The sequence below is a fragment of the Burkholderia sp. RF4-BP95 genome, from assembly GCF_001521985.1.
Classification (GTDB): Bacteria; Pseudomonadota; Gammaproteobacteria; order Burkholderiales; family Burkholderiaceae; genus Burkholderia; species Burkholderia diffusa.
Window position 1 is genome coordinate 200,326 of the sequence record NZ_LOSX01000027.1, and the last position, 24,284, is coordinate 224,609.

Consider the following 24,284-nt stretch of genomic DNA (forward strand, 5'->3'; position numbering starts at 1 on the left):
GGCGGCGCGCGGCGCGCACCGCCCGGACTCGCGTCAGAACAGCGATTCGTCGACTTCCATCAGCGTCTTCGAGCCGGCGCGCGCGGCGCGGATCGTCGCCGCCGTCTCGGGCAGCAGGCGCGCGAAATAGAAGCGTGCGGTCGCGAGCTTCGACTTGTAGAACGGGTCGCCCGACGCTTCCTTGTCGAGGGCGAGACGCGCCATGCGCGCCCAGAAGTACGAGAACACCAGGTGGCCGACGGTGCGCAGGTACGGCACGGCGGCGGCGCCGACTTCGTCCGGGTTCTGCATCGCCTTCATGCCGATTTCCATCGTCAGCTTCTGCACCTTGTCGCCGATGTCGGCGAGCGGGTTGATGAACTCGGCCATCTCCGGCTTCACGCCTTCGGCTTCCGCGAATTCGGTGACGAGCTTGCCGAACTTCTTCAGCTTCGCGCCCATGTCGCCGAGCACCTTGCGGCCCAGCAGGTCGAGCGACTGGATCGAGTTCGTGCCTTCGTAGATCATGTTGATCCGCGCGTCGCGCACGTACTGCTCCATGCCCCACTCGGAGATGAAGCCGTGGCCGCCGTAGATCTGCATTGCGTGGTTGGTCGACTCGAACGCGTTGTCGGTCAGGAACGCCTTGATGATCGGCGTGAGCAGCGCGACGAGGTCGGCCGCTTCCTTGCGCACCGCTTCGTCACCGTGCGACAGCTCCTTGTCGATCTGCAGCGCGGACCAGTACGTGAATGCGCGCGCGCCTTCCGCGTAGGCCTTCTGCGTGAGCAGCATGCGGCGCACGTCCGGGTGCACGATGATCGGGTCGGCCGGCTTGTCCGGTGCCTTCGGGCCCGTCAGCGAGCGCATCTGCAGGCGTTCCTTCGCGTACGTCAGCGAGTTCTGATACGCGACTTCCGTGAGGCCCAGGCCCTGCATGCCGACGCCCAGGCGCGCGGCGTTCATCATCACGAACATCGCGTTGAGGCCCTTGTTCGGCTCGCCGACCATCCAGCCCTTCGCGTTGTCGAGGTTCATCACGCACGTCGAGTTGCCGTGGATGCCCATCTTGTGTTCGATCGAGCCGCACTTGATGCCGTTGCGCTCGCCCGGCTCGCCCGCGGCGTCCGGAACGAACTTCGGCACGATGAACAGCGAGATCCCCTTCGTGCCTTGCGGCGCGTCCGGCAGGCGCGCGAGCACGAGGTGGACGATGTTCTTCGACATGTCGTGCTCGCCGCTCGAGATGAAGATCTTCGTGCCGCTGATCGAGTACGAGCCGTCGCCGTTCGGTTCGGCCTTGGTGCGCAGGATGCCGAGGTCGGTGCCGCAGTGCGGCTCGGTCAGGCACATCGTGCCCGTCCATTCGCCCGACACGAGCTTCGGCAGATACTGCTTCTGGAGTTCCGGCGCGCCGTGCGCGTGCAGGCACTCGTAGGCGCCGTGCGACAGGCCCGGATACATCGTCCATGCCTGGTTCGCCGAATTAAGCATTTCGTAGAGCGCGTTGTTCACGAACGCGGGCAGGCCCTGACCGCCGTAGTCCGGATCGCAGCCGAGCGCCGGCCAGCCTGCCTCGACGTACTGCCGATACGCTTCCTTGAAGCCGGTCGGGGTCTTCACGACGCCGTCGCCTTCGTACGTGCAGCCTTCACGGTCGCCGACCTGGTTCAGCGGGAACAGTACCTCGGAGCAGAACTTGCCCGCCTCCTCGAGGACCTGGTTGATCGTGTCGGCGTCGAGGTCCGCGTGCCGCGGCATTTGCTTGACCTCGGCTTCGACGTTCAGAAGCTCGTGCAACACGAATTGCATGTCGCGCAGCGGCGCGGCGTACTGTCCCATGACTCTCTCCAAAGGTGGGCAAAACGGCTCGAGCTCCTGGCGGGCGGATCACGCGCCGCTAACGGCTCTCGCTCTGATACGAAACGATCGTCTTTTCCAGCGCGGCCCACGTGAGGCGCACGGCATCCGGCGAATGCAGGAATCGTGCGTCGTGATGCAGGCCGAGCGTGAAGCTGTACAACTCGAAGAGCATCAGGTCCGGATCCGTATCCGCACGCAGATGGCCTTCTTCCTTCGCCTGCGAAATGGCACGCAGCATCGCAGCACGCCAGGCCGTCACGCTCGCGATCAACTGCTCGCGCACGGGGCTGTCAGGCCGGTCGTCGTACTCGACGGCGCCGCTGATGTAGATGCATCCGGTCGTCACCTCCTGGATGCGCTTCTCCGTCCAGCGGGCCAGCATCGCCCGAAGGCGCGGCAAGCCTCGCGGCTCGCGCAGGCTCGGAAAGAACACCTCGTTTTCGAAACGATGGTGATACTCGCGGACGACCTCGACCTGCAGGTCTTCGCGCGATCCGAAGTGCGCGAACACACCACTCTTGCTCATCTGCATGCGCTCGGCCAGCAGGCCGATCGTCAGCCCCTCCAGCCCGTCACGGCTGGCAAGGTCCAAAGCAGCTTCGAGTATCGCGGCACGCGTCTGTTCGCCTTTTCGCATAGCTATTTCTGTAACCGTTCGGGGGTTCGAATAAAATCGAACGGCCGTACTATTATTGAGTGCAGCCGCTCGCGAAACAAGGAAATTATTAGAAACCGGTGTCTAACCGAGCCGCTATTTTGCGCGATTCCGGCGGGACCGGAGCGGCTTTTCCGCACGAACGTGCGGACAGATTTTTGAAGCGGATGCTTAGTCCGTGTCAGTCGTAACCACCGACCGTCAGCGCCTTCATCACGATGCGGTACGTGTTGTACGCGAGCCAGTTCAGCATGCGCTCGATGCGCGGCCGCGCGGCATACCGGGCGGCGTCGATTTCACGGCCTTCGGTGAAGGCGGCCGCGATTGCGTCGCGCAGTTCGTTGGTGACCGCATCGTAGCGCACCAGCACGACATTCGCCTCATTGTTCAGCATCAGGCTCAGCGCGTCGAGGTTCGACGAACCGACGGTCGCCCAGTTGTCGTCGATCACCGCGACCTTGCCGTGCAGGATCGTCTTGTCGTATTCCGCCACGCGCACGCCCGCGCGCAGCAGCGCGTGATACAGGAACGGCACGGCCGTATCGAGCGCCGTGAACTCGTTGCGGCCGATCAGGATCCGCACGTCGACGCCGCGGCGCGCGGCGCCCGTCAGCGCGCGGCGCAGCTTGCGGCCCGGCATGAAATACGGATTCGCGAGCAGGATCCGCTGGCGCGCCTGGCCGATCGCGGCGAGATACGCCTTCTCGATCGCGCGGCGGTTCACGACGTTGTCGCGCGCGACGAACGCGACGCTCGGCTCCGTCACGACCCGCAGTGCACCGGCCTTGATCCATCGATGGCTGCGCATCCAGCGCCGGAACATGTCCGGGAATGCCTCGCCGCCGTGCAGTCCGGCCGCGTACTGCGCGTACGGCTTGTGGCCGAACTGGATGCGGTGCCACTGCAGCTCGAACGCGGCGCGCACGTCCGACACCGCCGGCCCGGCCATCTCGACCGCGAAATCCCAGCGCGGGAACGGCAGCGTCGCGCTGCCCTGCGCGTAGTCGTCGACGATGTTGATGCCGCCGCAGAACGCGACCGCATGATCGATCACCGCGAGCTTGCGGTGCGTGCGCGAGAAGCCGAAGCGGCCGAACAGGTAGCGGTTGTAGATGCAGTGCTCGACACCGGCCCCGGCCCACGTATCGAACAGCGGCAGGCGCGCGGTGCCGACGCCGTCGGTGATCACGCGCACGCGCACGCCGCGCTGCGCCGCGCGAATCAGCGCATCCGACACCGGGCGGCCGGCCGCGTCGTCGCAGAAGATGTAGGTTTCGAGCATCACCTGCTCGCGCGCCGCATCGATCCGTTCGATCAGCGCGTGGAAGAATTCGCTGCCGGTCTCGCAGAGCCGCACCGTGTTGCCGGCCGTGAACGCGAGCCGCGACGCGGAGCCGCGCTCCTGCAGGAACATCTGCCGCAATTGCGCGAAGCGCTTGCGGGTTTCCGCATTCATGCGGACGAGCCGTGCGGCGCCCGCGCGAGCGACACGCGCACGGGCAATTGCAGGATCGCCTCGGCGTTCGACGGCGAGAAGCAGCGCGCGGCCGCTTCACGGTACGGCAGCCACGCGTGGTCGACATGCTCGCGCGGCGACAACGTCACGTCGACGCGGCGCGGCACACACAGGCCGAACCAGTGCTCGACGTTGCGCGTGACGCCCGGCGCATAGCGATGCAGGTATTGCGGATAGATGCTGTATTCGATCCGGTGGTGCCAGTCGATCAGCGCGGTGGCCGGCACGTCGTGCGACCCGACCGAGATGCCGGTTTCCTCGGCGACTTCGCGCGCGGCCGTGAGCGCGAGCGGCTCGTCGAGCGCGTCCTTCGATCCGGTCACCGATTGCCAGAAATCGGGCTGGTCGGCACGCTTGATCACCAGCACGTCGAGCTCGGGCGTATAGATCACGACGAGAACGGATTCGGGGATTTTCGGCGGCTTCGTCATCTTTGTTTCATGCGGCACAGGGCCGGGCGCCGGGCCTGTGCCGGAACGTGCGGCAAGTGCTGCGACTGTACCGCAAAAAACGAAAAAGGCGCACCACGGCGCCTTTTTCGCTGGATGTCGTGCACGCGTCGCCGCGCACACGACCTGTGGCACGCATTACGCCTTCGGCTGTTCCGGCTGACGCAGACGGATGTGCAGCTCGCGTAGTTGACGCTCGTCGACCGGGCTCGGCGCCTGCGTGAGCAGATCCTGCGCACGCTGCGTCTTCGGGAACGCGATCACGTCGCGGATCGAGTCGGCGCCGGCCATCATCGTGACGATGCGGTCGAGGCCGAATGCGATACCGCCATGCGGCGGCGCGCCATACTGCAGCGCGTCCAGCAGGAAGCCGAACTTCAGTTGCGCTTCTTCCGCGCCAATCTTCAGCGCGCGGAACACCTTGCTCTGCACTTCCTCACGGTGGATACGCACCGAGCCGCCGCCGATTTCCCAGCCGTTCAGCACCATGTCGTACGCCTTCGCGAGGCAACGGCCCGGATCGGTCTCGAGGTACTCGAGGTGCTCGTCCTTCGGGCTGGTGAACGGGTGATGCGCGGCGACGTAGCGCGCGTCTTCGTCGTCGTATTCGAACATCGGGAAGTCGACGACCCACAGCGGCTTCCAGCCGGCCTGGACGAGGCCGTTCGCCTTGCCGAATTCCGAATGGCCGATCTTCAGGCGCAGTGCGCCGAGGCTGTCGTTGACGACCTTCGCGCGGTCGGCCGCGAAGAAGATGATGTCGCCGTCTTCAGCGCCGGTGCGCTCGAGGATCGCCGCGATCGACGCGTCGTGCAGGTTCTTGACGATCGGGCTTTGCAGGCCGTCGCGACCCTTCGCCTTCTCGTTGACCTTGATCCATGCGAGGCCCTTCGCGCCGTAGATGCGCACGAATTCCGTGTAACCGTCGATGTCGCCGCGCGACAGCTCGCCGCCCTTCGGCACGCGCAGCGCCGCGACACGGCCGTCCTTCGCGTTGGCCGGCGTGCTGAACACCTTGAAGTCGACGTCCTTCATCGCGTCGGTCAGCTCGGTGAATTCGAGCTGCACGCGCAGGTCCGGCTTGTCCGAACCGAAACGCGCCATCGCTTCCGAGTACGGCATCACCGGGAATTTCGCGTCGAGTTCGACGTCGATCGTCGTCTTGAAGATGTGACGGATCATGTCTTCGAACAGGTCGCGGATTTCCTGCTCGCCGAGGAACGACGTCTCGCAGTCGATCTGCGTGAATTCCGGCTGACGATCGGCACGGAGGTCCTCGTCGCGGAAGCACTTGGTGATCTGGTAGTAACGGTCGAAGTTCGCGACCATCAGCAGCTGCTTGAACAACTGCGGCGACTGCGGCAGCGCGAAGAACTGGCCCGCGTTCACGCGCGACGGCACGAGGTAGTCGCGTGCGCCTTCCGGCGTGCTCTTCGTCAGCATCGGCGTTTCGATGTCGATGAAGCCCTGCTCGTCGAGGTACTTGCGTGCTTCGATCGCGACGCGGTAGCGCAGGCGCAGGTTGTGCTGCATCTGCGGACGGCGCAGGTCGAGCACGCGGTGCGTGAGGCGCGTCGTTTCCGACAGGTTGTCGTCGTCGAGCTGGAACGGTGGCGTGATCGACGCGTTCAGCACGATCAGCTCATGGCACAGCACTTCGATCTTGCCGCTCTTCAGGCCGGCGTTGACCGTGCCTTCCGGACGGTTGCGCACGAGACCCTTGATCTGCACGCAGAACTCGTTGCGCACGCCTTCGGCGGTCGCGAACATTTCCGCGCGATCCGGGTCGCACACCACCTGCACGAGGCCTTCACGATCGCGCAGGTCGATGAAGATCACACCGCCGTGATCGCGGCGGCGCTGCACCCAGCCGCACAGCGACACGGTTTGGCCCAGCAGGTGTTCGGTCACGAGACCGCAGTATTCAGTACGCATCGACATGATGTTTGCTTTCGTTCGGTTTGATCAACGGGTGCCGCAACGCGCGGCCCGGGCGATGATTCTTTACTTACAGCGGCGGCTCGACGGGACGGCGGGCGGGCGCCGGAGCCGGCGCCGAAGGCGCCACGACGCCCATCGAGACGATGTACTTGAGCGCGGCATCGACCGACATGTCGAGTTCGATGACTTCGCTCTTCGGCAGCATCAGGAAGAAGCCCGACGTCGGGTTCGGCGTCGTGGGCACGTACACGCTCACGTACTCTTCCGTCAGATGGTTGACCACGTCGCCGCCGGGCGTACCCGTCAGAAACGCGATCGTATACGAGCCGCGCCGCGGGTATTCGATCAGCAGCGCCTTGCGGAACGCGTTGCCGCTGCTCGACAGCAGCGTGTCCGACACCTGCTTGACGCTCGTGTAGATCGGCCCGACGACCGGGATGTGACGCACGACCGCGTTCCACCACGTGACGAGCTTCTGGCCGATGAAGTTCTGCGTGGCCAGCCCGACGACGAAGATGAACGCGAGCGTCAGCACCGCGCCGATCCCCGGCAGGTGGAAGCCGAGCATCCGCTCCGGCTGCCACGATTCGGGCAGCAGCAGCAGCGTCTGGTCCATCGTGCCGATGATGAGGCCGAGCACCCACAGCGTGATCGCGAGCGGGACGAGAACCAGCAGGCCGGTCAGGAACACCGTTTTCAGGGTCGTCTTTTTCATCATCTGCCGTCAATGAACCGCGCCGGAAGCGCGGGTTGGTCGCGGCCCGGCCGGGCCGCGACGGTCAACTGCCGGCGGCGGGCGCCGCAGCCGGGGCCGGCGCGGCGCTCGTCGTCGTACTTTCGGAGCTCGCGGCAGCGGGCGCGGCTGCCGCCGGCGCTGCGGCCGGTGCCGCCGCCGTGTCGCCGGACGCCGTCGCCGGCGCGCTGGTGCCGCCCGAGCCACCGCGGAAATCTGTGACATACCAGCCGGAGCCCTTCAGCTGGAAGCCGGCGGCGGTGACCTGCTTGCGAAAAGCATCCTTCCCGCATTCGGGGCACTGCGACAACGGCGCGTCGCTCATCTTCTGGAGCACGTCCTTCGCGAAACCGCACGCTTCGCATCGATAGGCGTAGATCGGCATGATATTTTTCCCGCAGAAACTGGAAACGGCTTGCAAAACCTTGAATTATAGCCGAAACCCCGGCGCGCTCCGGCAACGGCCGCGACGCCCCGGCTTCAGCGACGGCGCCACGTGAGCCAGCGCTCGTGCCCTTCGAACACGGCCAGCGAATCGGTCACCGGCAGATCCTCGATCAGTTCGAAGTGCGGCGCGAGCAGCGCATCGAGTTCGGCGCGCTCGATGCCGAACGGCGGCCCCTTCGGTTTCGTCGTCACGAAGAAATAGCCGGCCAGCAACGCTCCGGCCGGCAACAATTCGGCCATCCGCGCCGCATAGCCGGCGCGCAGGCTCGGCGGCAGCGCGCACAGGAACGCACGCTCGTACACCCACTGCACGTCGAACGGCGGTCGGTACGCAAAGAAATCGGCCTGCTCGACGACGTCCGCATGCGCGCCGAGCTGCGCCTTCGCGGTCGCCACCGCCTGCGCCGAGAAATCGATCGCGCGCACGGGCCAGCCGGCCTGCGCGAGCCAGCCGGCCTCCTGCGCGCTGCCGCAGCCGGGAATCAGCACCGCGCACGGCTCGAGGCGCTGCGCAAACGCGCGAAACCCGTCGGGCACGCCGCCGAATTCCCACGGCGTCACGCCGCGCGCGAAACGCTCGTCCCAGAACGCGGCGTTGCCGGGGTCGCGCGTCGCGAAATCGGCGGCGCTCGGTGCGGACGGTTGTGTCGGTTCAGGCATCGCGCGGCTCCCTTCGTTCATGCGCCGTACGCGAGCGCGAGCAGCACGCGCGCGACGAGCGCCCCGACGCCGACGGCAAGCCCGAAGATCAGCAATGCCTGCAGCAGCCGGTTGGTACGTTTCTGCTCGACGAGGATCTGACGCATCAGGTCCTCGCTCGCCGCGCGCGGTGCGTCGTGGCGCGCCGCCATCGCATGGTGGATCAGGCGCGGCAGTTGCGGCAGCGTCTTGCTCCACTGCGGCGCCTCGACCTTGAAGCGCTCGTACCAACCGCGCAGGCCGATCTGCTCGGTCATCCAGCGTTCGAGATACGGCTTCGCCGTCTTCCACAGGTCGAGTTCAGGATCGAGCGAACGGCCGAGCCCCTCGACGTTCAGCATCGTCTTCTGCAGCAGCACGAGCTGCGGCTGGATCTCGACGTTGAAGCGACGCGACGTCGAGAACAGGCGCATCAGCACCTGGCCAAGCGAGATGTCCTTCAGCGCGCGGTCGAAATACGGCTCGCACACCGCGCGAATCGCGCTTTCCAGCTCCTCGACACGCGTCTCGGGCGGCACCCAGCCCGATTCGAGGTGCAGCGTCGCGACGCGGTGGTAATCGCGCTTGAAGAACGCGAGGAAGTTCTGCGCGAGGTAGTTCTTGTCGAAATCCGACAACGCGCCGACGATCCCGAAATCGAGCGCGATATAGCGGCCGAACGTGTTCGGATCGAGGCTCACCTGGATGTTGCCCGGGTGCATGTCCGCGTGAAAGAAACCGTCGCGGAACACCTGCGTGAAGAAGATCTCGACGCCTTCGCGCGCGAGCTTCTTGATGTCGACGCCGGCCGAGCGCAGCGTCTCGACTTGGCTGATCGGCACGCCGGTCATGCGCTCCATCACGAGCACCTGCGACGTCGAGAAATCCCAGAACATCTCGGGCACGAGCAGCAGATCGAGGCCCGCGAAGTTGCGGCGCAGCTGGCTGCCGTTCGCGGCCTCGCGCATCAGGTCCAGCTCGTCGTGCAGGTACTTGTCGAATTCGGCGACGACTTCGCGCGGCTTCAGGCGCCGGCCGTCGGCCCACATGCGCTCCGTCCACGTCGCGATGTCGCGCATCAGCGCGAGGTCCGAATCGATCACCGGCAGCATGTTCGGGCGCAGCACCTTGACCGCGACGGCCTTGCCCGCGTGCGGGCCCTGCTTCAGCTTCGCGAAATGCACCTGCGCGATCGACGCGCTCGCGATCGGCTCGCGCTCGAATTCGTCGAACAGCTCGTCGACCGGCGCGCCGAGCGACTTCTCGATGATCGCGATCGCGACCGCCGAATCGAACGGCGGCACCTGGTCCTGCAGCTTCGCGAGTTCGTTCGCGAAGTCGACCGACAGCAGGTCGCGGCGCGTCGACAGCACCTGGCCGAACTTCACGAAGATCGGGCCGAGGCTTTCGAGCGCGTGACGCAGCCGCACGGCGGGCGGATCGGAATAGCGGCGGCCGATCGTCGTGATCCGCAACAGCAGTTTCACGCGCCGGTCGTCGATCCGGGACAGCATCACTTCGTCGAGGCCAAAGCGGATGACGGTGTAGACAATCTTGATGAAACGGAAAATGCGCATGCCCTGCGGCCCTCAGTGCGCGCCGCGCGGGCCGGAGCCCGTGCGCGCGCCGATTTTTTGTTCGAGTCGCTCGACCCGTTTCTCGACCCGCGCGAGCGCATCGCGCGCACGCGCCAGCTCGGCGTCGAAGCCGCCGAGCACCGTGCGCCGGACGACTTGCGGGTTTTCGTCGAGCCAGTATTCGGCGACGGAATCGAGCACGTTGCGGCCGGTGCGGCGCGCGCGCGCGCCGGCGTCGCGCACGACCGTCGCGATCCGGTGCGCCGCCGCGTCGCCGACCAGCTTCGCGAGATCTTCCTCAGGTTCCCAGCGCAGGTGCTCGGCCAGCTTCGCGATCTGCGTCGCGAACTCCGCGTCGCCCTCGATCTTCACGTGCTTCATCACGGCCGCCTGGCCGCCCTGCAGGAATGCGGCGACGGTGTCGCCCGCGAGCGCGATCGACACATCGACGTGTTGCGCATCGTGCGCTTCCACGGCGGACAGATAGCCGTCGGGCTGCACGAGCAGCGTGAGCGTGACGGGCGGCACGTCGAGCCGGGCGGTCTTGCCCGCGTAGGGGATCAGGCGGTCGCGCGCCCACGATTCGCGCGCGAGCAGGTGATTGACAGCAGCAGCAAAAGGCTTGGCGGCAAAGGTCATCGGGCTGGGAAAGAAAAAACCCGCGCGGGCCGGGCGCCCACGCGGGTTTCTATTGTAACGTCGGATCGTCGGCAGACCGCGGCCAACCGCACACCCGGGCGGCAAGCGGTCGCAGTGCGGCGGCCGTCGCCCGGGCAGCCGGCAAGCCGGCCACCGGTCATGCTCAGTGCGTGTTGAGCTGCTGGATACCCGCGAGCAGCCAGCCCTGACTGCCCGACTTCGACAGGTTCCACACCTCGTCGAACGGCGCCGCCGACGCATTCGCCGATTCGCGGATCAGCCCGTGGAAGCGCACGCTCGCCGACTGCTCGATGCCGCGATCCTCGATCGCGACCAGTTCCGCGTCGAGCTGCACGACATCGGTCTGGTTCGCCTCGTTGCCGCGCGAGTCGAGGTCGATCTTGATCTCGGCGAACATTTCCGGCGTCGTGAACTCGCGAATGTCGGCCAGGTTGCCCTGGTCCCAGGCTGCCTGCAGGCGCACGAAGTAGACCTTCGCGCTGCGCAGGAACGCTTCGGTGTCGAAGCCGGCCGGCACCTGTAGCGGCGCGGCCGCCATCGCGCCCGCCGCGCCCGCGGCGGCTGCGCCGCCGCCGAACACGCCTTGCGCTTCGTTCGCATAGCTGCTGCCGCTGCCGGCATAGTTGTTGCCGGTGCTGCCTTGCTGGAACGACGGGCTCTGCGAGTAGCCGCCCGACGACGATGCCGAACCGCCCACCGAGTACGCCGGTTCGTGCGAACGGCGACGGTTCATGAACTTGCGAACCAGCCAGATGCCGACCATCGCGAGCAGGGCGATCACGATGACGTTCGCCATCATGCTCGCGAACGCGCCGCCCAGGCCGAAGTGCGACAGCAACGCCGCGATGCCGAGGCCGGCCGCGAGACCGGCGATCGGCCCGAGCCAGCGCGAGCGGTTCGGCTGCGCGGCCGGAGCCGGTGCGGCCGGGTTCGCGCGCTGCGCCTGCGCCGGCGCCGCCTGCTGCATCGGCTGCTGCGCAGGCGGCGTGGCCTGGCGCTGCGTGACGGTGGAGCTTTGACGGCCGATGCTGCGCCCGCCGCCCATGCGCTTGGCTTCAGCGTCGAGCGATGCGAACGTGCCGGCCGTGAGCAGGCCGACCATCAGCAGCGTGCCGACCCGTCGAGCCCACGGCTTCGACGGCTTGCTACGGTTGAACAACGAACGCGATTCGGACATCAGCTTCTCCAGATGTAAGGCGAATGTATGGAAAGAACCCCTTAGTACTTGGTTCCTAGGTGTAACGCTACCACGCCACCTGACAAATTGTAATATTTGACGGCATCGAGGCCCGCTTGTTCCATCATCGTCTTCAGCGTGTCCTGATCGGGGTGCATCCGGATAGATTCAGCAAGATACTTGTAACTTTCAGCATCTTTCGCGAACTTGTCGCCAAGCCACGGTAATACTTTGAAAGAATACAGATCGTACGCTTTTTTCAGCGGATCCCAGACTTTCGAGAATTCCAGCACCATCACGCGGCCGCCGGGCTTCGCCACGCGGCGCATCTCGGCGAGCGCGGCGTCCTTGTGCGTCATGTTGCGCAGCCCGAATGCGACCGTGACGACATCGAAGTAGTTGTCGGGAAAGGGAATTTTCTCGGCGTCGCACAACAGCGACGGCGTCACGATGCCCTTGTCGAGCAATCGGTCGCGGCCGACGCGCAGCATCGATTCGTTGATGTCGGTATGCCAGACCTCGCCCGTCGGGCCGGCCGCCTTCGCGAACGCCTTGGTCAGGTCGCCGGTGCCGGCCGCGATGTCGAGCACCTTGAAGCCGGGGCGCACGTTCGCCTGCGCGATCGTGAACGCCTTCCACGCGCGGTGCATGCCGGCCGACATCAGGTCGTTCATCAGATCGTAGTTGCTCGCGACCGAATGGAACACGCCCGCCACTTTCTTCGCTTTTTCGGTTTCCTCGACGCTTTCGAAGCCGAAGTGGGTTTTGCTCATCGCGTTGATCCTCAGTAAATGGCAAGACGGCGCCGAGCGGGCGCCGTCGATTTCAGTGGCAGTGGCCGTGCGGCGCGGGAGCCGCCTGCATCGGCGCGTCGCGCTCGACGCCCGCCGCCTTCAGTTTGTCGAAATAGTCGCGCCACAGCGCGTCCTGCTGCGTCGCCAGTTCGTACAGCAGATCCCACGAGTAGATGCCGGTCGAATGGCCGTCCGAGAACGTCGGCTGCAGCGCGTAGTTGCCCACGCCCTCGAGCGCGGTGATCGTCACTTCGCGCTTGCCAGTCTGCAACGTCTCCTGGCCGGGCCCGTGGCCGCGCACCTCGGCCGACGGCGAATAGACGCGCATCAGCTCGAACGGAATCCGGTAGCTCTCGCCGCTCGGGTACTGCAATTCGAGCACGCGCGACACCGCGTGCACGACGACGCCGGACGGAATCGGCGTCGTGGAAGTCAAACCGCTCATGGCTGCCTCGAATCGGTCATGCGTTGAATTTCCTCGCGCACCGCATTGTGCAGCAGCGAGGCCTGCGCCGCGCGCGTGCGCAGCAGTGCCTCGGACACGCTGCGCTGGCGCGGCGCCCAGACGGGCTGCGGGAAATGGGCGTCGTTGGGGAAGCGCGGGATCACGTGCCAGTGCACGTGCGGCACCATGTTGCCGAGGCTCGCGAGATTCACCTTGTTCGGCTGCATCACGCGGCGCACTGCCCGCTCCACCGCGTAGACCACGCGCATCAGATGTGCCCGCTCGGGCTCGCCGAGATCGGAAAACTCGGCCACGTGCGTGCCCCAGATCACCCGGCAGAAGCCCGGGTAGTCGTGCTCGCCCGTCGCAAGCACGACGCGCAGCGCATCGTCCTGCCAGAGCACCTCGCCGCCGTCTTCACGGCAAAACACGCATTCCATCGTCGCTCCCATGTGGACGGGCGCCGGCGCTTCAGCGCAGGCGCCCGCTCTCATCCCTCGCCCGGCCGGGCGGTCGTCATGCCCGCATTAGACCAGCACGCGCTCGATCCCGCCATTGTTCGCGTGTGCGACATAATCGGCCATCCAGTTCTCGCCGAGCACCTGGCGCGCGATCTCGACCACGATGTAGTCGGCCTCGAGGTTCGCGTCCTCGTTGTAGCGCGACAGGCCCTGCAAGCACGACGGGCAGCTCGTCAGGATCTTCACGTCCGGGCCGTTCGCGGCGGGCGCCGGCGTGTCGCCGGCCACGACCGGGATGCTGCGCAGCTTCGCGGCACCCTTGCGGATTTCCTCTTCCTTGCGGAAGCGGACCTGCGTGGACACGTCCGGACGCGTGACCGCGAGCGTGCCCGATTCGCCGCAGCAGCGCTCGTTCTTCTCGATCTTGTAGCCGTCCTTCTCCGTGCCCATCAGCTCGTTGACGAGCTTCACCGGGTCCATCGTCTTGATCGGCGTATGGCACGGGTCGTGATACATGTAGCGGGTGCCCGTCACGCCGTCGAGCTTCATCCCCTTCTCGAGCAGGAACTCGTGGATGTCGATGATCCGGCAGCCCGGGAAGATCTTGTCGAATTCGTAGCCCGCGAGCTGGTCGTAGCAGGTGCCGCACGACACGACCACCGTCTTGATGTCGAGGTAGTTCAGCGTGTTCGCGACCCGGTGAAACAGCACGCGGTTGTCGGTGACGATCTTCTCGGCCTTGTCGTACTGTCCCGAGCCGCGCTGCGGATAGCCGCAGCACAGGTAGCCCGGCGGCAGCACGGTCTGCACGCCCGCCTCCCACAGCATCGCCTGCGTCGCGAGGCCGACCTGCGAGAACAGGCGCTCGGAGCCGCAGCCCGGGAAGTAGAACACCGCTTCCGAATCGACGGTCGTCGACTTCGGGTTGCGGATGATCGGCACGATCTTGTTGTCCTCGATGTCGAGCAGCGCGCGCGCCGTCTTCTTCGGCAGGTTGCCCGGCATCTTCTTGTTGACGAAGTGGATCACCTGCTCGACCACGGGCGGCTTGCCGACCGTCGCCGGCGGATGCTGGGTCTGCTTCGTCACGACCTTCTTCAGCATGTCGTTCGCGAAGCGCTGCACCTTGTAGCCGACGCCCATCATCACGCTGCGCGCGGCGTTGATCGTCTGCGGATTGGTCGCGTTCAGGAAGAACATGCCGGCCGCATTGCCGGCGTTGAATTTCTTCTTGCCCATCTTGCGCAACAGGTTGCGCATGTTCATCGTGACGTCGCCGAAGTCGATCTTCACCGGGCACGGCGTCGCGCACTTGTGGCACACCGTGCAGTGGTCGGCCACGTCGTTGAACTCGTCCCAGTGCTTGATCGACACGCCGCGGCGCGTCTGTTCCTCGTACAGGAATGCCTCGACCAGCAGCGAGGTCGCGAGAATCTTGTTGCGCGGGCTGTACAGGAGGTTCGCGCGCGGCACGTGCGTCGCGCACACCGGCTTGCACTTGCCGCAGCGCAGGCAGTCCTTCACCGAATCGGCGATCGCGCCGATGTCGGACTGCTGCATGATCAGCGACTCGTAGCCCATCAGCCCGAAGCTCGGCGTGTATGCGTTGCGCAGGTCGGCGCCGTCGAGCAGCTTGCCCTTGTTGAAGCGGCCGTTCGGATCGACGCGCTGCTTGTACGCGCGGAATTCTGCGATCTCGTCGTCGGTCAGGAACTCGAGCTTCGTGATGCCGATCCCGTGTTCGCCGGAAATCACGCCGTCGAGCGAGCGTGCGAGCGTCATGATGCGCGCGACCGCCGCGTGCGCATCCTGCAGCATCTCGTAATTGTCGGAGTTGACCGGAATGTTGGTGTGGACGTTGCCGTCGCCCGCGTGCATGTGCAGCGCGACGAATACGCGGCCGCGCAGCACCTGCTTGTGGATCGCCTGCGCCTCGTCGAGGATCTGCTTGAACGCGCCGCCGTTGAAGATCGCGCGCAGCTCCGCGCGGATCTCCTGCTTCCACGAGATGCGGACCGTGCGGTCCTGCGTGACGTGGAACACGGTCGCGCCCGGCTGATCGTCCGCGCGATCGGCGAACTTCTCGGCGAGCGCCTCGTAGCCGAGCTGCACAAGGTAGTGCTGTGCCTCGCGCAGCGGCTGGTCGAGCCGGTCGCGCACGAATTCCCAGCGCGCACGCACGCGCTTGAGCAGCTCCAGCGCCTGCTGCACGCGATCCTCGAGCAGTTCGGCGCTCGGGATTTCGTTCGCGTCGTCGGTCTTGCCGAGCGGCAGGTTGCCGGCGCGGAAGAACGCTTCGAGCGCGTCGACCAGCTGCAGCTTGTTCTTCAGCGACAGCTCGATGTTGATCCGCTCGATGCCGTCGGTGTACTCGCCCATCCGGTTCAGCGGGATGACGACGTCCTCGTTGATCTTGAACGCGTTGGTGTGCTTCGCGATCGCGGCCGTGCGGCTGCGGTCGAGCCAGAAGCGCTTGCGCGCCTCCGCGCTGATCGCGACGAAGCCTTCGCCGCTCTTGCCGTTCGCCATCCGGATCACTTCGGACGTCGCCTGCGCGACCGCATCGGCATCGTCGCCGACGATGTCGCCGATCAGCACCATCTTGGGGAATGCGTTGCGCTTGCTCTTGGTCGCATAGCCGACCGCGCGCAGGTAGCGCTCGTCGAGGTGCTCGAGGCCCGCGAGAATCGCGCCGCCCTGCTTCGACGTCTCGAACAGGTAATCCTTGATCTCGACGATGCTCGGGATCGCCTCGCGCGCCTGGCCGAAGAATTCGAGACAGACGGTGCGCGTATGCGCGGGCATCTTGTGCAGCACCCAGCGCGCGGACGTGATCAGCCCGTCGCAGCCTTCCTTCTGCACGCCCGGCAGCCCGGCGAGGAACTTGTCGGTGACGTCCTTGCCGAGGCCTTCCTTGCGGAACCGGCGGCCTTCGATCTCGAGCATCTCGCTCTTCAGCAGCTTCTCGCCCGGCGCGTACGCGCCGTCGAACCACTTCAGCTCGAAACGCGCGACCGCGATGTCGTGGATCTTGCCCTGGTTGTGCTCATGGCGCGTGACTTCGAGCCAGTTGCCGTCCGGGTCGACCATCCGCCACCAGGCCAGGTTGTCGAGCGCGGTGCCCCACAGCACGGCCTTCTTGCCGCCCGCGTTCATAGCGACGTTGCCGCCGATGCACGATGCGTCCAGCGAGGTCGGATCGACCGCGAACACGTAGCCGGCCGCTTCGGCCGCTTCCGTCACGCGGCGCGTGACGACGCCCGCGCCGGAGAAGATCGTCGGCACCTTGTGCGCGACGCCCGGCAATTCGGTGAGCTCGACCGCGCCGAGCTGTTCGAGCTTCTCGGTGTTGATCACCGCGGAGAACGGCGTGAGCGGCACCGCGCCGCCCGTGTAGCCGGTGCCGCCGCCGCGCGGGATCACGGTCAGGCCGAGCTCGAAGCACGCCTTGATCAGGCCCGCGATCTCGGCTTCGGTATCGGGAGTCAGCACGACGAACGGGTATTCGACGCGCCAGTCGGTCGCGTCGGTCACGTGCGACACGCGCGACAGCCCGTCGAAGCGGATGTTGTCCTTCTGCGTGCAGCGGCCGAGCGCCTTGGTCGCACGGCGGCGCAGGTCGGCCATCTTGTCGAATTCGTCGGCGAACTCGTCGACCGCGCGCTGCGCGGCGGCTTCCAGCATCTCGACGCGTCCGGCGCGTTCGCGGCCCGCGTCGTCGCGGTGCTCGGTCAGGTCGGCGCGGCGGCGCTTGCCGATCTCGGTCAGGCGGTGGTTCAGCGCCTCGATCAGCAGCGCGCGGCGCTTCGGGTTGTCGAGCAGGTCATCCTGCAGGTACGGGTTGCGGCGCACGACCCAGATATCGCCGAGCACTTCGTACAGCATCCGTGCCGAGCGGCCCGTGCGCCGTTCGGCGCGCAGCTCGTCGAGCACCGACCACGCCTCCGCGCCGAGCAGGCGGATCACGATCTCGCGGTCGGAGAAGGACGTGTAGTTGTAGGGAATCTCGCGCAGACGGGGCGCGGGGTCGGCGGCGACGGTGGCGGCCGCGCCATGCGGATCGAAAACTTGTGGTGCGTTCATGTTCGGACGACTCGGAGGGCCGATACACCGTGCACGGGCGTCGGCAAGCGCGTAGGCGCAATCTTGGGGAAATCTGTTCTGGTGCCAGGCGCGCGACTATCTCGCATGGGGCCGGAGCGGGTCTGGACTCACCGTTCCGGGCCGGCGGGGCCTGGCGGCACTCGGAGCCATCAGCACGATCGCGCGCGGCGCGCATGCCGCTCCGCCGCGGGGCTGGCTGCGCGCGGCGTCGGCTTCAACGGGGCGATCCGAGGGTGCCTCTGCATCTTCCGATCCTTGATTCAAAACGGAATTCTAACCCATGATCGGCCCGCCCGTGAGACGCCGGACAGGTCGTGGGGCTTTCGCCGCAACCCGCGCCGGGCCTGCTTCGGCGCGATTTCGCGCCCGCATTCGCCGTCCGTCCGGTCGGTAACCACGCGGTTAACCCGGTAAAAAGGGGACGCTCCGCGCGGCAAACACGCCCGCCGACGCGCTTCCGTGACCGCGCGCCCGGCATGCCGCTTGCGTGCGGACGGACCCTTGGCGCTATCATTGATCCTTTACCGTCTGCTTCCGCACTGCACGCGAGCGCCCATGGCATCCCACGATTACCTGAAGAAAATCCTCACCGCGCGCGTCTACGACGTCGCGCTCGAGACGGAACTCGAACCCGCCCGCAACCTGTCGGCCCGACTGCGCAACCCCGTTTACCTGAAGCGCGAGGACAACCAGCCGGTGTTCTCGTTCAAGCTGCGCGGCGCGTACAACAAGATGGCGCACATTCCGGCCGACGCGCTCGCGCGCGGCGTGATCACGGCATCGGCCGGCAATCATGCGCAGGGCGTCGCGTTCTCGGCGGCACGGATGGGCATCAAGGCCGTGATCGTCGTGCCCGTCACGACGCCGCAGGTGAAGGTCGACGCGGTACGCGCGCACGGCGGCCCGAGCGTCGAGGTGATCCAGGCGGGCGAGTCGTACAGCGATGCGTACGCGCACGCGGTCAAGGTGCAGGCGGAGCGCGACCTCACGTTCGTCCACCCGTTCGACGATCCGTACGTGATCGCCGGCCAGGGCACGATCGCGATGGAAATCCTGCGTCAGCACCAGGGGCCGATTCACGCGATCTTCGTGCCGATCGGCGGCGGCGGGCTCGCGGCCGGCGTGGCGGCCTACGTCAAGGCGGTGCGGCCGGAAATCAAGGTATTCGGCGTGCAGGCCGAGGATTCGTGCGCGATGGCGCAATCGCTGCAGAAGGGCGAGCGCGTCGAGCTGAGCGAGGTCGGCCTGTTCGCGGACGGCACCGCGGTGAAGCTCGTCGGCGAGGAAACCTTCCGGCTCTGCAGCGAATTCCTCGACGGCGTGCTGACGGTCGACACCGACGCGCTGTGCGCGGCGATCAAGGACGTGTTCCAGGATACGCGCAGCGTGCTCGAACCGTCCGGCGCGCTCGCGGTCGCGGGCGCGAAACGCTACGCGGAACGCGAAGGCATCGAGAACCAGACGCTCGTCGCGGTCACGTCCGGCGCGAACATGAACTTCGACCGGATGCGCTTCGTCGCCGAACGCGCGGAAGTCGGCGAGGCGCGCGAAGCCGTGTTCGCCGTCACGATCCCCGAGGAGCGCGGCAGCTTCAAGCGCTTCTGCTCGCTCGTCGGCGATCGCAACGTGACCGAGTTCAACTACCGGATCGCCGATGCGCAATCCGCGCACATCTTCGTCGGCGTGCAGATCAAGCGTCGCGGCGAATCGGCCGAAATCGCCGCGAACTTCGAGTCGCACGGCTTCAAGACCGTCGACCTGACGCACGACGAGTTGTCGAAGGAACACATCCGCTACATGGTGGGCGGCCGCTCGCCGCTCGCGCTCGACGAACGCCTGTTCCGCTTCGAATTCCCGGAGCGGCCGGGCGCGCTGATGAAGTTCCTGTCGTCGATGGCGCCGGACTGGAACATCAGCCTGTTCCACTACCGCAACCAGGGCGCGGACTACAGCTCGATCCTCGTCGGGCTGCAGGTGCCGCAGGCCGATCGCGCCGAATTCGAACGCTTCCTCGCGGCGCTCGGCTATCCGTACGTCGAGGAGAGCGCCAATCCGGCTTACCGCCTCTTCCTGTCGTAAAGGCTTCGTGCAATGAATCCCGAACATTCCCCGCTCGGCAAGGCGACCGTCTACGCAGCGCAGTACGACGCGTCGCTGCTGTTCCCGATCCCGCGCGCCGGCGCGCGCGAGCAGCTCGGCATCACGTCGGCGCCGCCGTTCTTCGGCACCGACATCTGGAACGCGTACGAGCTGTCGTGGCTCAACGCGCGCGGCAAGCCGCAGCTCGCGGTCGCGACGTTCTTCGTGCCGGCCGAATCGCCGAACATCGTCGAATCGAAGTCGTTCAAGCTGTATCTCGGTTCGTTCGCGCAATCGAAGTTCGACTCGGTCGACGCCGTGCGCGACGTGCTGAAACGCGACGTGTCGGCCGCATGCGGTGCGAGCGTGTCGGTGCAGCTCGTGTCGCCGCACGATTTCGGCAAGCTCGAGATGGAGGAGCTCGACGGGCTGTCGCTCGACCGGCTCGACCTCGACACCGACGTGTACGAACCCGATCCGTCGCTGCTGTCGGCCGCCGAGGACGAAGCGCCTGTCGAGGAAACGCTCGTGTCCGACCTGCTGCGCTCGAACTGCCCGGTCACCGGCCAGCCCGACTGGGGCAGCGTGCAGATTCACTACGTCGGGCCGCAGATCGATCACGCGGGGCTGCTGCGCTACATCATCTCGTTCCGCAATCACACGGGCTTTCACGAGCAGTGCGTCGAGCGGATCTTCCTCGACATCCTGCATGCGTGCAAACCGGTGAAGCTCGCGGTGTATGCGCGCTATACGCGCCGCGGCGGGCTCGACATCAATCCGTTCCGCACGAACTACAACCAGCCGATGCCGGACAACGCGCGGACCGCGCGGCAGTGACGGAGGGCGGCGAACGCCGCGGGTAGTCACGGCGAACCTCAAACGAATCAGCCCGTTCGGCACAAGCCGAACGGGCTGTTTTCCTGTGCGCGGGAAGCGCGGTCGCGTTACTTCGCATACGCTTTGTACGCGATGCAGCCTCTCCACCAGACTCGACTGCACACATGCTCAGGATTCCTACCTCGAGCTTTTCACAACCCATTCTGATTATGCTGAACCGCCACACCTTGAAGCCTCTTCATAATATACTCCGACCCCACAACATCCCCAGCCCTTTTTAATTCCTCAGCAATGTTTTTGTACGACTCAACATTACCCGCCCTCGGTAAATCGCATGCCATCAAATTATAAACCCCCAAACCCGAATAAATCTCCTCACGAATTGAAAGATGAAATGGTTTTCCAACAGAATTTACATATCCATTCCATAAAGCGTTTGCATCTTTAAATTGATGACTAAGCATTCCGTTGCTTGCATCATCCATCAACCCCGGAACGATCCAATGATCGCTTTGTCTCTCCCACTGCCCAGCACACAGTTCGCCAGACTGGTTGCTCACAATACAACCAGTCTTTGTTTCCAAGACTGGACAATATTGTCTACTCTGAACCTCTGGCTTCCCGGACATGCCGGGATCTACAAAGCCAGCCCTGATTATGTCTATAACAGCGTATTCCCCAGCAGGAGATACTCTTAGGTTCAGATAATCTCCAAATATTACCCCCCCTTCTCGAGTTAACTTCTCCAGCGGGAAAAGATTGAATTTATCCCCTCCCACGCTTGTATATGTTGCAACCTTCCATCCGGATCCAAAGATTTTTTTCTCATTAGACGTCAACGGCGCCGAGAATACAAGCATGGCACCACCCACAAGAGGTATGCGATCCGCGCTCGCGTGGCATATTTGCGAGTATCCGATCGCAGCCACCGACAAACATTTAACCAAAACAAATCGAATAAAATTCAACGACACCTCCTTTAAGAAAGCCCGCTCTTGAGTGATGAATATCTTGCGGGAGCAACGCTCACGCCACCGACCTTTGCCATCCGCCTATCCGGACCGTATATTTCCAATATTTCATATTCGTAATCCGCACGACTATCTCCCCATTCGTCCGGATTTCTTGGAATAGATGGGTGACGGGAGAAGAATGTATCTAGCGCCTTGCCGATGTCTGGTCCGACGTAAGACGGCCTGTTTACACTTTGATCCAGCGCCGTTGCACGGCCGAGATCCGATGCAAAATATTCGCCAACTGTGCGCGAATAACGCGCCGGAACAGTGGGCAATACTATATTTCTTAGACGGTCAACGAAATCCATCAACTGGCGTTTTTCGTATGATCTGCTAGAAATCGCATGAACAATGGCCGCCAGGGGTTCATTCTTGATCCTAGACTTGAAACTACTCTTCGAACACCCGTTTCTGATAAGCTTTTTCAAGCCGTCTCCAGTAATTTTTTCTCCCCCAGTAAGTATCGGATGAGAATAGTACATGGTAGCCGTCGGTCCAGCCCCATCGACCATCCACCCGCATCGTTCGAATAGATCTCGATAGTCAGCTTCGTTGAATTTTTTGAACTGTGCAACCTGCTCAGGAAATTCTCCATTTCCATATGAATTAATCGTTTTTTGCATTGCCCCTGCAGTTACGACTTCGCTGTCATATGACTGTACGGCATCCAACTTTCCTTCGTTTTCAGACATGGCAACAAGTATCCTCTGTTCACTTGAGGACAACTCCCCGGCACTCACCATATCACCCAGCACCGTCGACTTTGCCATCGGCTTGGAGCCCCAGTAAACTGGGCCATAATTGGATCCCATGCGAGTGATCTGAAATACCTCCTCGTAACAGCAGCCGCACTGGCACGCGTCGGGAGTTGAGGCAAAGTTGGCTCGCAGTGCAATTGGGTGAAGGTGAAAGACATCCGTCGTAGGGAAACCCGGGATACGTGCCTTGACGTCATCCCACCATGCGAGCTTCTTGATCCGCTTCTGCTCTTCCTCATGCTGCGACTTCGGCCCCGTCTGCTTTTCCAACTCGGTGATCAACTGCTTCCATTTCGACGGATTCGCCCACTCGCTCTCATGCTTAACAATCAATCGGGACGCCGCCTGCATCAACCACGGATATCCACCACGCTCGGTCCGTGACAGCGCACATAGCTCGTCAGCCGCATGCTCACCATCGCCTCTGGTAATCAGGGCGTCATACACCTTAAGCATCAACGGACTGAGCTTCGAACGCGAAGCAAGGTCGTCAACATTGGCTCCGCTCGCATAATCAACCCACCCCTGCGTTGTCGCAAAGATCGTATGCGCCGGATCATGGGCATCCGCCAAGCACTCGAAATCAATCCACTTCTGCGCGAATTCCCGCGTCACCCGACCGCCCGCGTGGTTGAAGTCGCACACCCAGCCGTCAATCGGTTGACCTTGTGCATTCACACCGTCAACGTGCCACCAGTTCACCGGATAACCCGGATCGGGATTCGGATGCGGCTCAGCGACTCGTCGATTCGGGTCACGCGCCAGTTCGGCGAGCGAATACACCTGAACGGCGCCCGTTTTTCTCAACTGTGGATCAACACCAGGAACAAATTTTTTCTTGTCTTGAGTACGTTGATACAGCAACGTGCCCGGCGCGATCCGCAGGATCGTCGGCTCGGATGGCAGGCCAAATGCCGTCCAATCCTCCTTGTTCGGGCTGTGTTGATTGACCCATGCACGCCCCTTTTCGAGGAACGGCTGGATGCTGTCATCGCAGAAGACTTCAATGTGTGCCATTCGGGTTCCCGAACTACACTGGTTCAGCGCGTCGTAGCGCCCCAAGTGCCCAATCAGGTCTCCTGCCTTGACTGGAATACCGGGCGTGTTGCCTGCCGCGCCCTGGCCCGTCGTCACGACAACCCGATCAAATACAGCGTCCTCAACCGTCTCTTCAGCGACCGGACCACCGTTTTCCTGGCCGAGAAACACCCACTTACCGATCGCACTCGACGGCTCGACGTATTCACCGGCTTTCTGTGGATACAGTGACGTCCCACGAAGATCCGTCAACTGCCCCCACTGCTTTCCGTTCTTCGTCTCAATCTTTCCGATACCGACGTTGGCTCCTTGCGGCAGAATCGCGATGGGACTCCCTCCCTGGGTCTTGCGAATACGCCGCCCCTGCTGTGCCGGATCGGGAGCCTGCCCGCTTCGGCCTGACGCCTGCTTATCCTGCGCATACTGCGTCACCAGCCATTGCCGCGGCCAATACGACGGCTTTTCCCGCTTCGGGAAGTTTGTGTAGTCTTCCCAGGACATCAGGTGCATGTATAGGCTGTAAAACGTCAGCTTCGTGTCCCGCGGAAACTCCATCGTGTGCCGTACCAGCGCGAAGCCCGTGCTATACGGTGCCTCGTACGGCAATCCGCCATCTGCCGTTGCGATCTCACTGACCGGATAGGTCTTGTCGATGCGAAAGGCGACTAGCTCGCCGTCAGCGATGCAGCGCAATCCCGCATCGAGGTCCAGCGATTGCCCTGCGCCGGCCTCAGTGACGTGGATGCCGCCGTGCCACATCCCTTTCCGACTGACGAGATACGCGCCTGAAGGCTCTCGTTCGGCGAGTAGCCGGTATATCTCGTTCTCGTCGGCAAATCGTGAAGAAGTCGTGGATTTGCCTTGTCCTTTGCGCAGGAAAGGAAATGTAAACGGCAGTAGCTTCAACCGGGCATTGGTGGCCTCTGGAGTTGGTGAGGCTTTCTTCGGTGCGGGTTTGTCGGTCACGATCTGATTTATTCAGGGAATCCTTAGCGTGACCAGACCATACAACGCGTACTCGGATCTGGTTTAACCGAAACTGTCGACGCTATTCTTGAACAACATCCCAACCTCGGC

19 protein-coding genes are annotated in these 24,284 nt (G+C 64.2%); 2 read left to right on the forward strand and 17 right to left on the reverse strand.

Going from position 1 to position 24,284, the window contains the following annotated elements; genetic code table 11:
* Window positions 1-33: 33 nt before the first annotated feature.
* The 15 genes from WS46_RS12020 to WS46_RS12090 all read right to left on the reverse strand — a co-directional run bounded on the left by WS46_RS12020 (window position 34) and on the right by WS46_RS12090 (window position 17,458).
* Window positions 34-1,821: an acyl-CoA dehydrogenase C-terminal domain-containing protein gene (locus tag WS46_RS12020; RefSeq protein WP_059690653.1), complete on the reverse strand. Its 1,788-nt coding sequence runs from the start codon at window positions 1,819-1,821 to the stop codon at window positions 34-36.
* 58 nt (window positions 1,822-1,879) lie between these two features.
* Complete coding sequence (locus WS46_RS12025; RefSeq protein WP_006751498.1) at window positions 1,880-2,479, reverse strand: TetR/AcrR family transcriptional regulator; 600 nt, start codon at window positions 2,477-2,479, stop codon at window positions 1,880-1,882.
* A 199-nt stretch (window positions 2,480-2,678) separates the two neighbouring features.
* Entirely contained in the window at window positions 2,679-3,953 is a 1,275-nt protein-coding gene (gene clsB / locus WS46_RS12030; protein ID WP_059528188.1) for a cardiolipin synthase ClsB, read from the reverse strand.
* Entirely contained in the window at window positions 3,950-4,444 is a 495-nt protein-coding gene (gene nudB / locus WS46_RS12035) for a dihydroneopterin triphosphate diphosphatase (RefSeq protein ID WP_059528191.1), read from the reverse strand. The genes clsB and nudB overlap by 4 nt, the downstream gene beginning before the upstream one ends.
* Window positions 4,445-4,600: 156 nt before the next feature.
* A complete protein-coding gene (aspS, locus tag WS46_RS12040) occupies window positions 4,601-6,403 on the reverse strand; it encodes an aspartate--tRNA ligase (protein WP_059528194.1) in 1,803 nt (600 codons plus the stop codon).
* A 67-nt stretch (window positions 6,404-6,470) separates the two neighbouring features.
* Entirely contained in the window at window positions 6,471-7,121 is a 651-nt protein-coding gene (locus tag WS46_RS12045) for a DUF502 domain-containing protein (RefSeq protein WP_006477842.1), read from the reverse strand.
* Between the two features lie 61 nt (window positions 7,122-7,182).
* Window positions 7,183-7,521 (reverse strand): FmdB family zinc ribbon protein, encoded by a 339-nt coding sequence (locus tag WS46_RS12050; RefSeq protein WP_059690654.1) that lies wholly within the window; start codon window positions 7,519-7,521, stop codon window positions 7,183-7,185.
* A 95-nt stretch (window positions 7,522-7,616) separates the two neighbouring features.
* Entirely contained in the window at window positions 7,617-8,243 is a 627-nt protein-coding gene (locus tag WS46_RS12055) for an SAM-dependent methyltransferase (RefSeq protein ID WP_059690681.1), read from the reverse strand.
* A gap of 17 nt (window positions 8,244-8,260) precedes the next feature.
* On the reverse strand, window positions 8,261-9,838 hold the full coding sequence (gene ubiB, locus WS46_RS12060; protein WP_059528200.1) for a ubiquinone biosynthesis regulatory protein kinase UbiB: 1,578 nt from the start codon (window positions 9,836-9,838) through the stop codon (window positions 8,261-8,263).
* A 12-nt stretch (window positions 9,839-9,850) separates the two neighbouring features.
* Window positions 9,851-10,477, reverse strand: a complete 627-nt coding sequence (locus WS46_RS12065; RefSeq protein ID WP_059528203.1) for an SCP2 domain-containing protein — start codon at window positions 10,475-10,477, stop codon at window positions 9,851-9,853.
* Between the two features lie 163 nt (window positions 10,478-10,640).
* Window positions 10,641-11,675, reverse strand: a complete 1,035-nt coding sequence (locus WS46_RS12070; RefSeq protein ID WP_059528206.1) for a Tim44 domain-containing protein — start codon at window positions 11,673-11,675, stop codon at window positions 10,641-10,643.
* Between the two features lie 41 nt (window positions 11,676-11,716).
* Entirely contained in the window at window positions 11,717-12,448 is a 732-nt protein-coding gene (gene ubiE / locus WS46_RS12075) for a bifunctional demethylmenaquinone methyltransferase/2-methoxy-6-polyprenyl-1,4-benzoquinol methylase UbiE (RefSeq protein WP_059528209.1), read from the reverse strand.
* A gap of 52 nt (window positions 12,449-12,500) precedes the next feature.
* Entirely contained in the window at window positions 12,501-12,914 is a 414-nt protein-coding gene (locus WS46_RS12080) for a gamma-butyrobetaine hydroxylase-like domain-containing protein (RefSeq protein WP_059690655.1), read from the reverse strand.
* Window positions 12,911-13,354, reverse strand: coding sequence for an HIT family protein (locus WS46_RS12085; protein WP_059690656.1), 444 nt, complete (start codon window positions 13,352-13,354; stop codon window positions 12,911-12,913). Before WS46_RS12085 ends, WS46_RS12080 begins: the two co-directional genes overlap by 4 nt.
* An 87-nt stretch (window positions 13,355-13,441) precedes the next feature.
* Window positions 13,442-17,458 (reverse strand): DUF3683 domain-containing protein, encoded by a 4,017-nt coding sequence (locus tag WS46_RS12090; protein ID WP_059528212.1) that lies wholly within the window; start codon window positions 17,456-17,458, stop codon window positions 13,442-13,444.
* A 576-nt stretch (window positions 17,459-18,034) separates the two neighbouring features.
* Between WS46_RS12090 and ilvA the strand changes: the two genes are divergently transcribed.
* A complete protein-coding gene (ilvA, locus tag WS46_RS12095; RefSeq protein WP_059528215.1) occupies window positions 18,035-19,558 on the forward strand; it encodes a threonine ammonia-lyase, biosynthetic in 1,524 nt (507 codons plus the stop codon).
* Window positions 19,559-19,570: 12 nt separating this feature from the next.
* Complete coding sequence (gene queF / locus WS46_RS12100; protein WP_059528217.1) at window positions 19,571-20,395, forward strand: NADPH-dependent 7-cyano-7-deazaguanine reductase QueF; 825 nt, start codon at window positions 19,571-19,573, stop codon at window positions 20,393-20,395.
* A gap of 191 nt (window positions 20,396-20,586) precedes the next feature.
* Here the strand turns inward: queF and WS46_RS35275 are convergent, their stop codons facing one another.
* Window positions 20,587-21,255, reverse strand: a complete 669-nt coding sequence (locus WS46_RS35275) for a hypothetical protein (protein WP_156443124.1) — start codon at window positions 21,253-21,255, stop codon at window positions 20,587-20,589.
* A 119-nt stretch (window positions 21,256-21,374) separates the two neighbouring features.
* The gene (locus WS46_RS12105; protein WP_257129978.1) at window positions 21,375-24,173 is read right to left on the reverse strand and encodes a glycoside hydrolase family 19 protein; all 2,799 of its coding nucleotides are present in this window, start codon (window positions 24,171-24,173) and stop codon (window positions 21,375-21,377) included.
* Window positions 24,174-24,284: the final 111 nt, after the last annotated feature.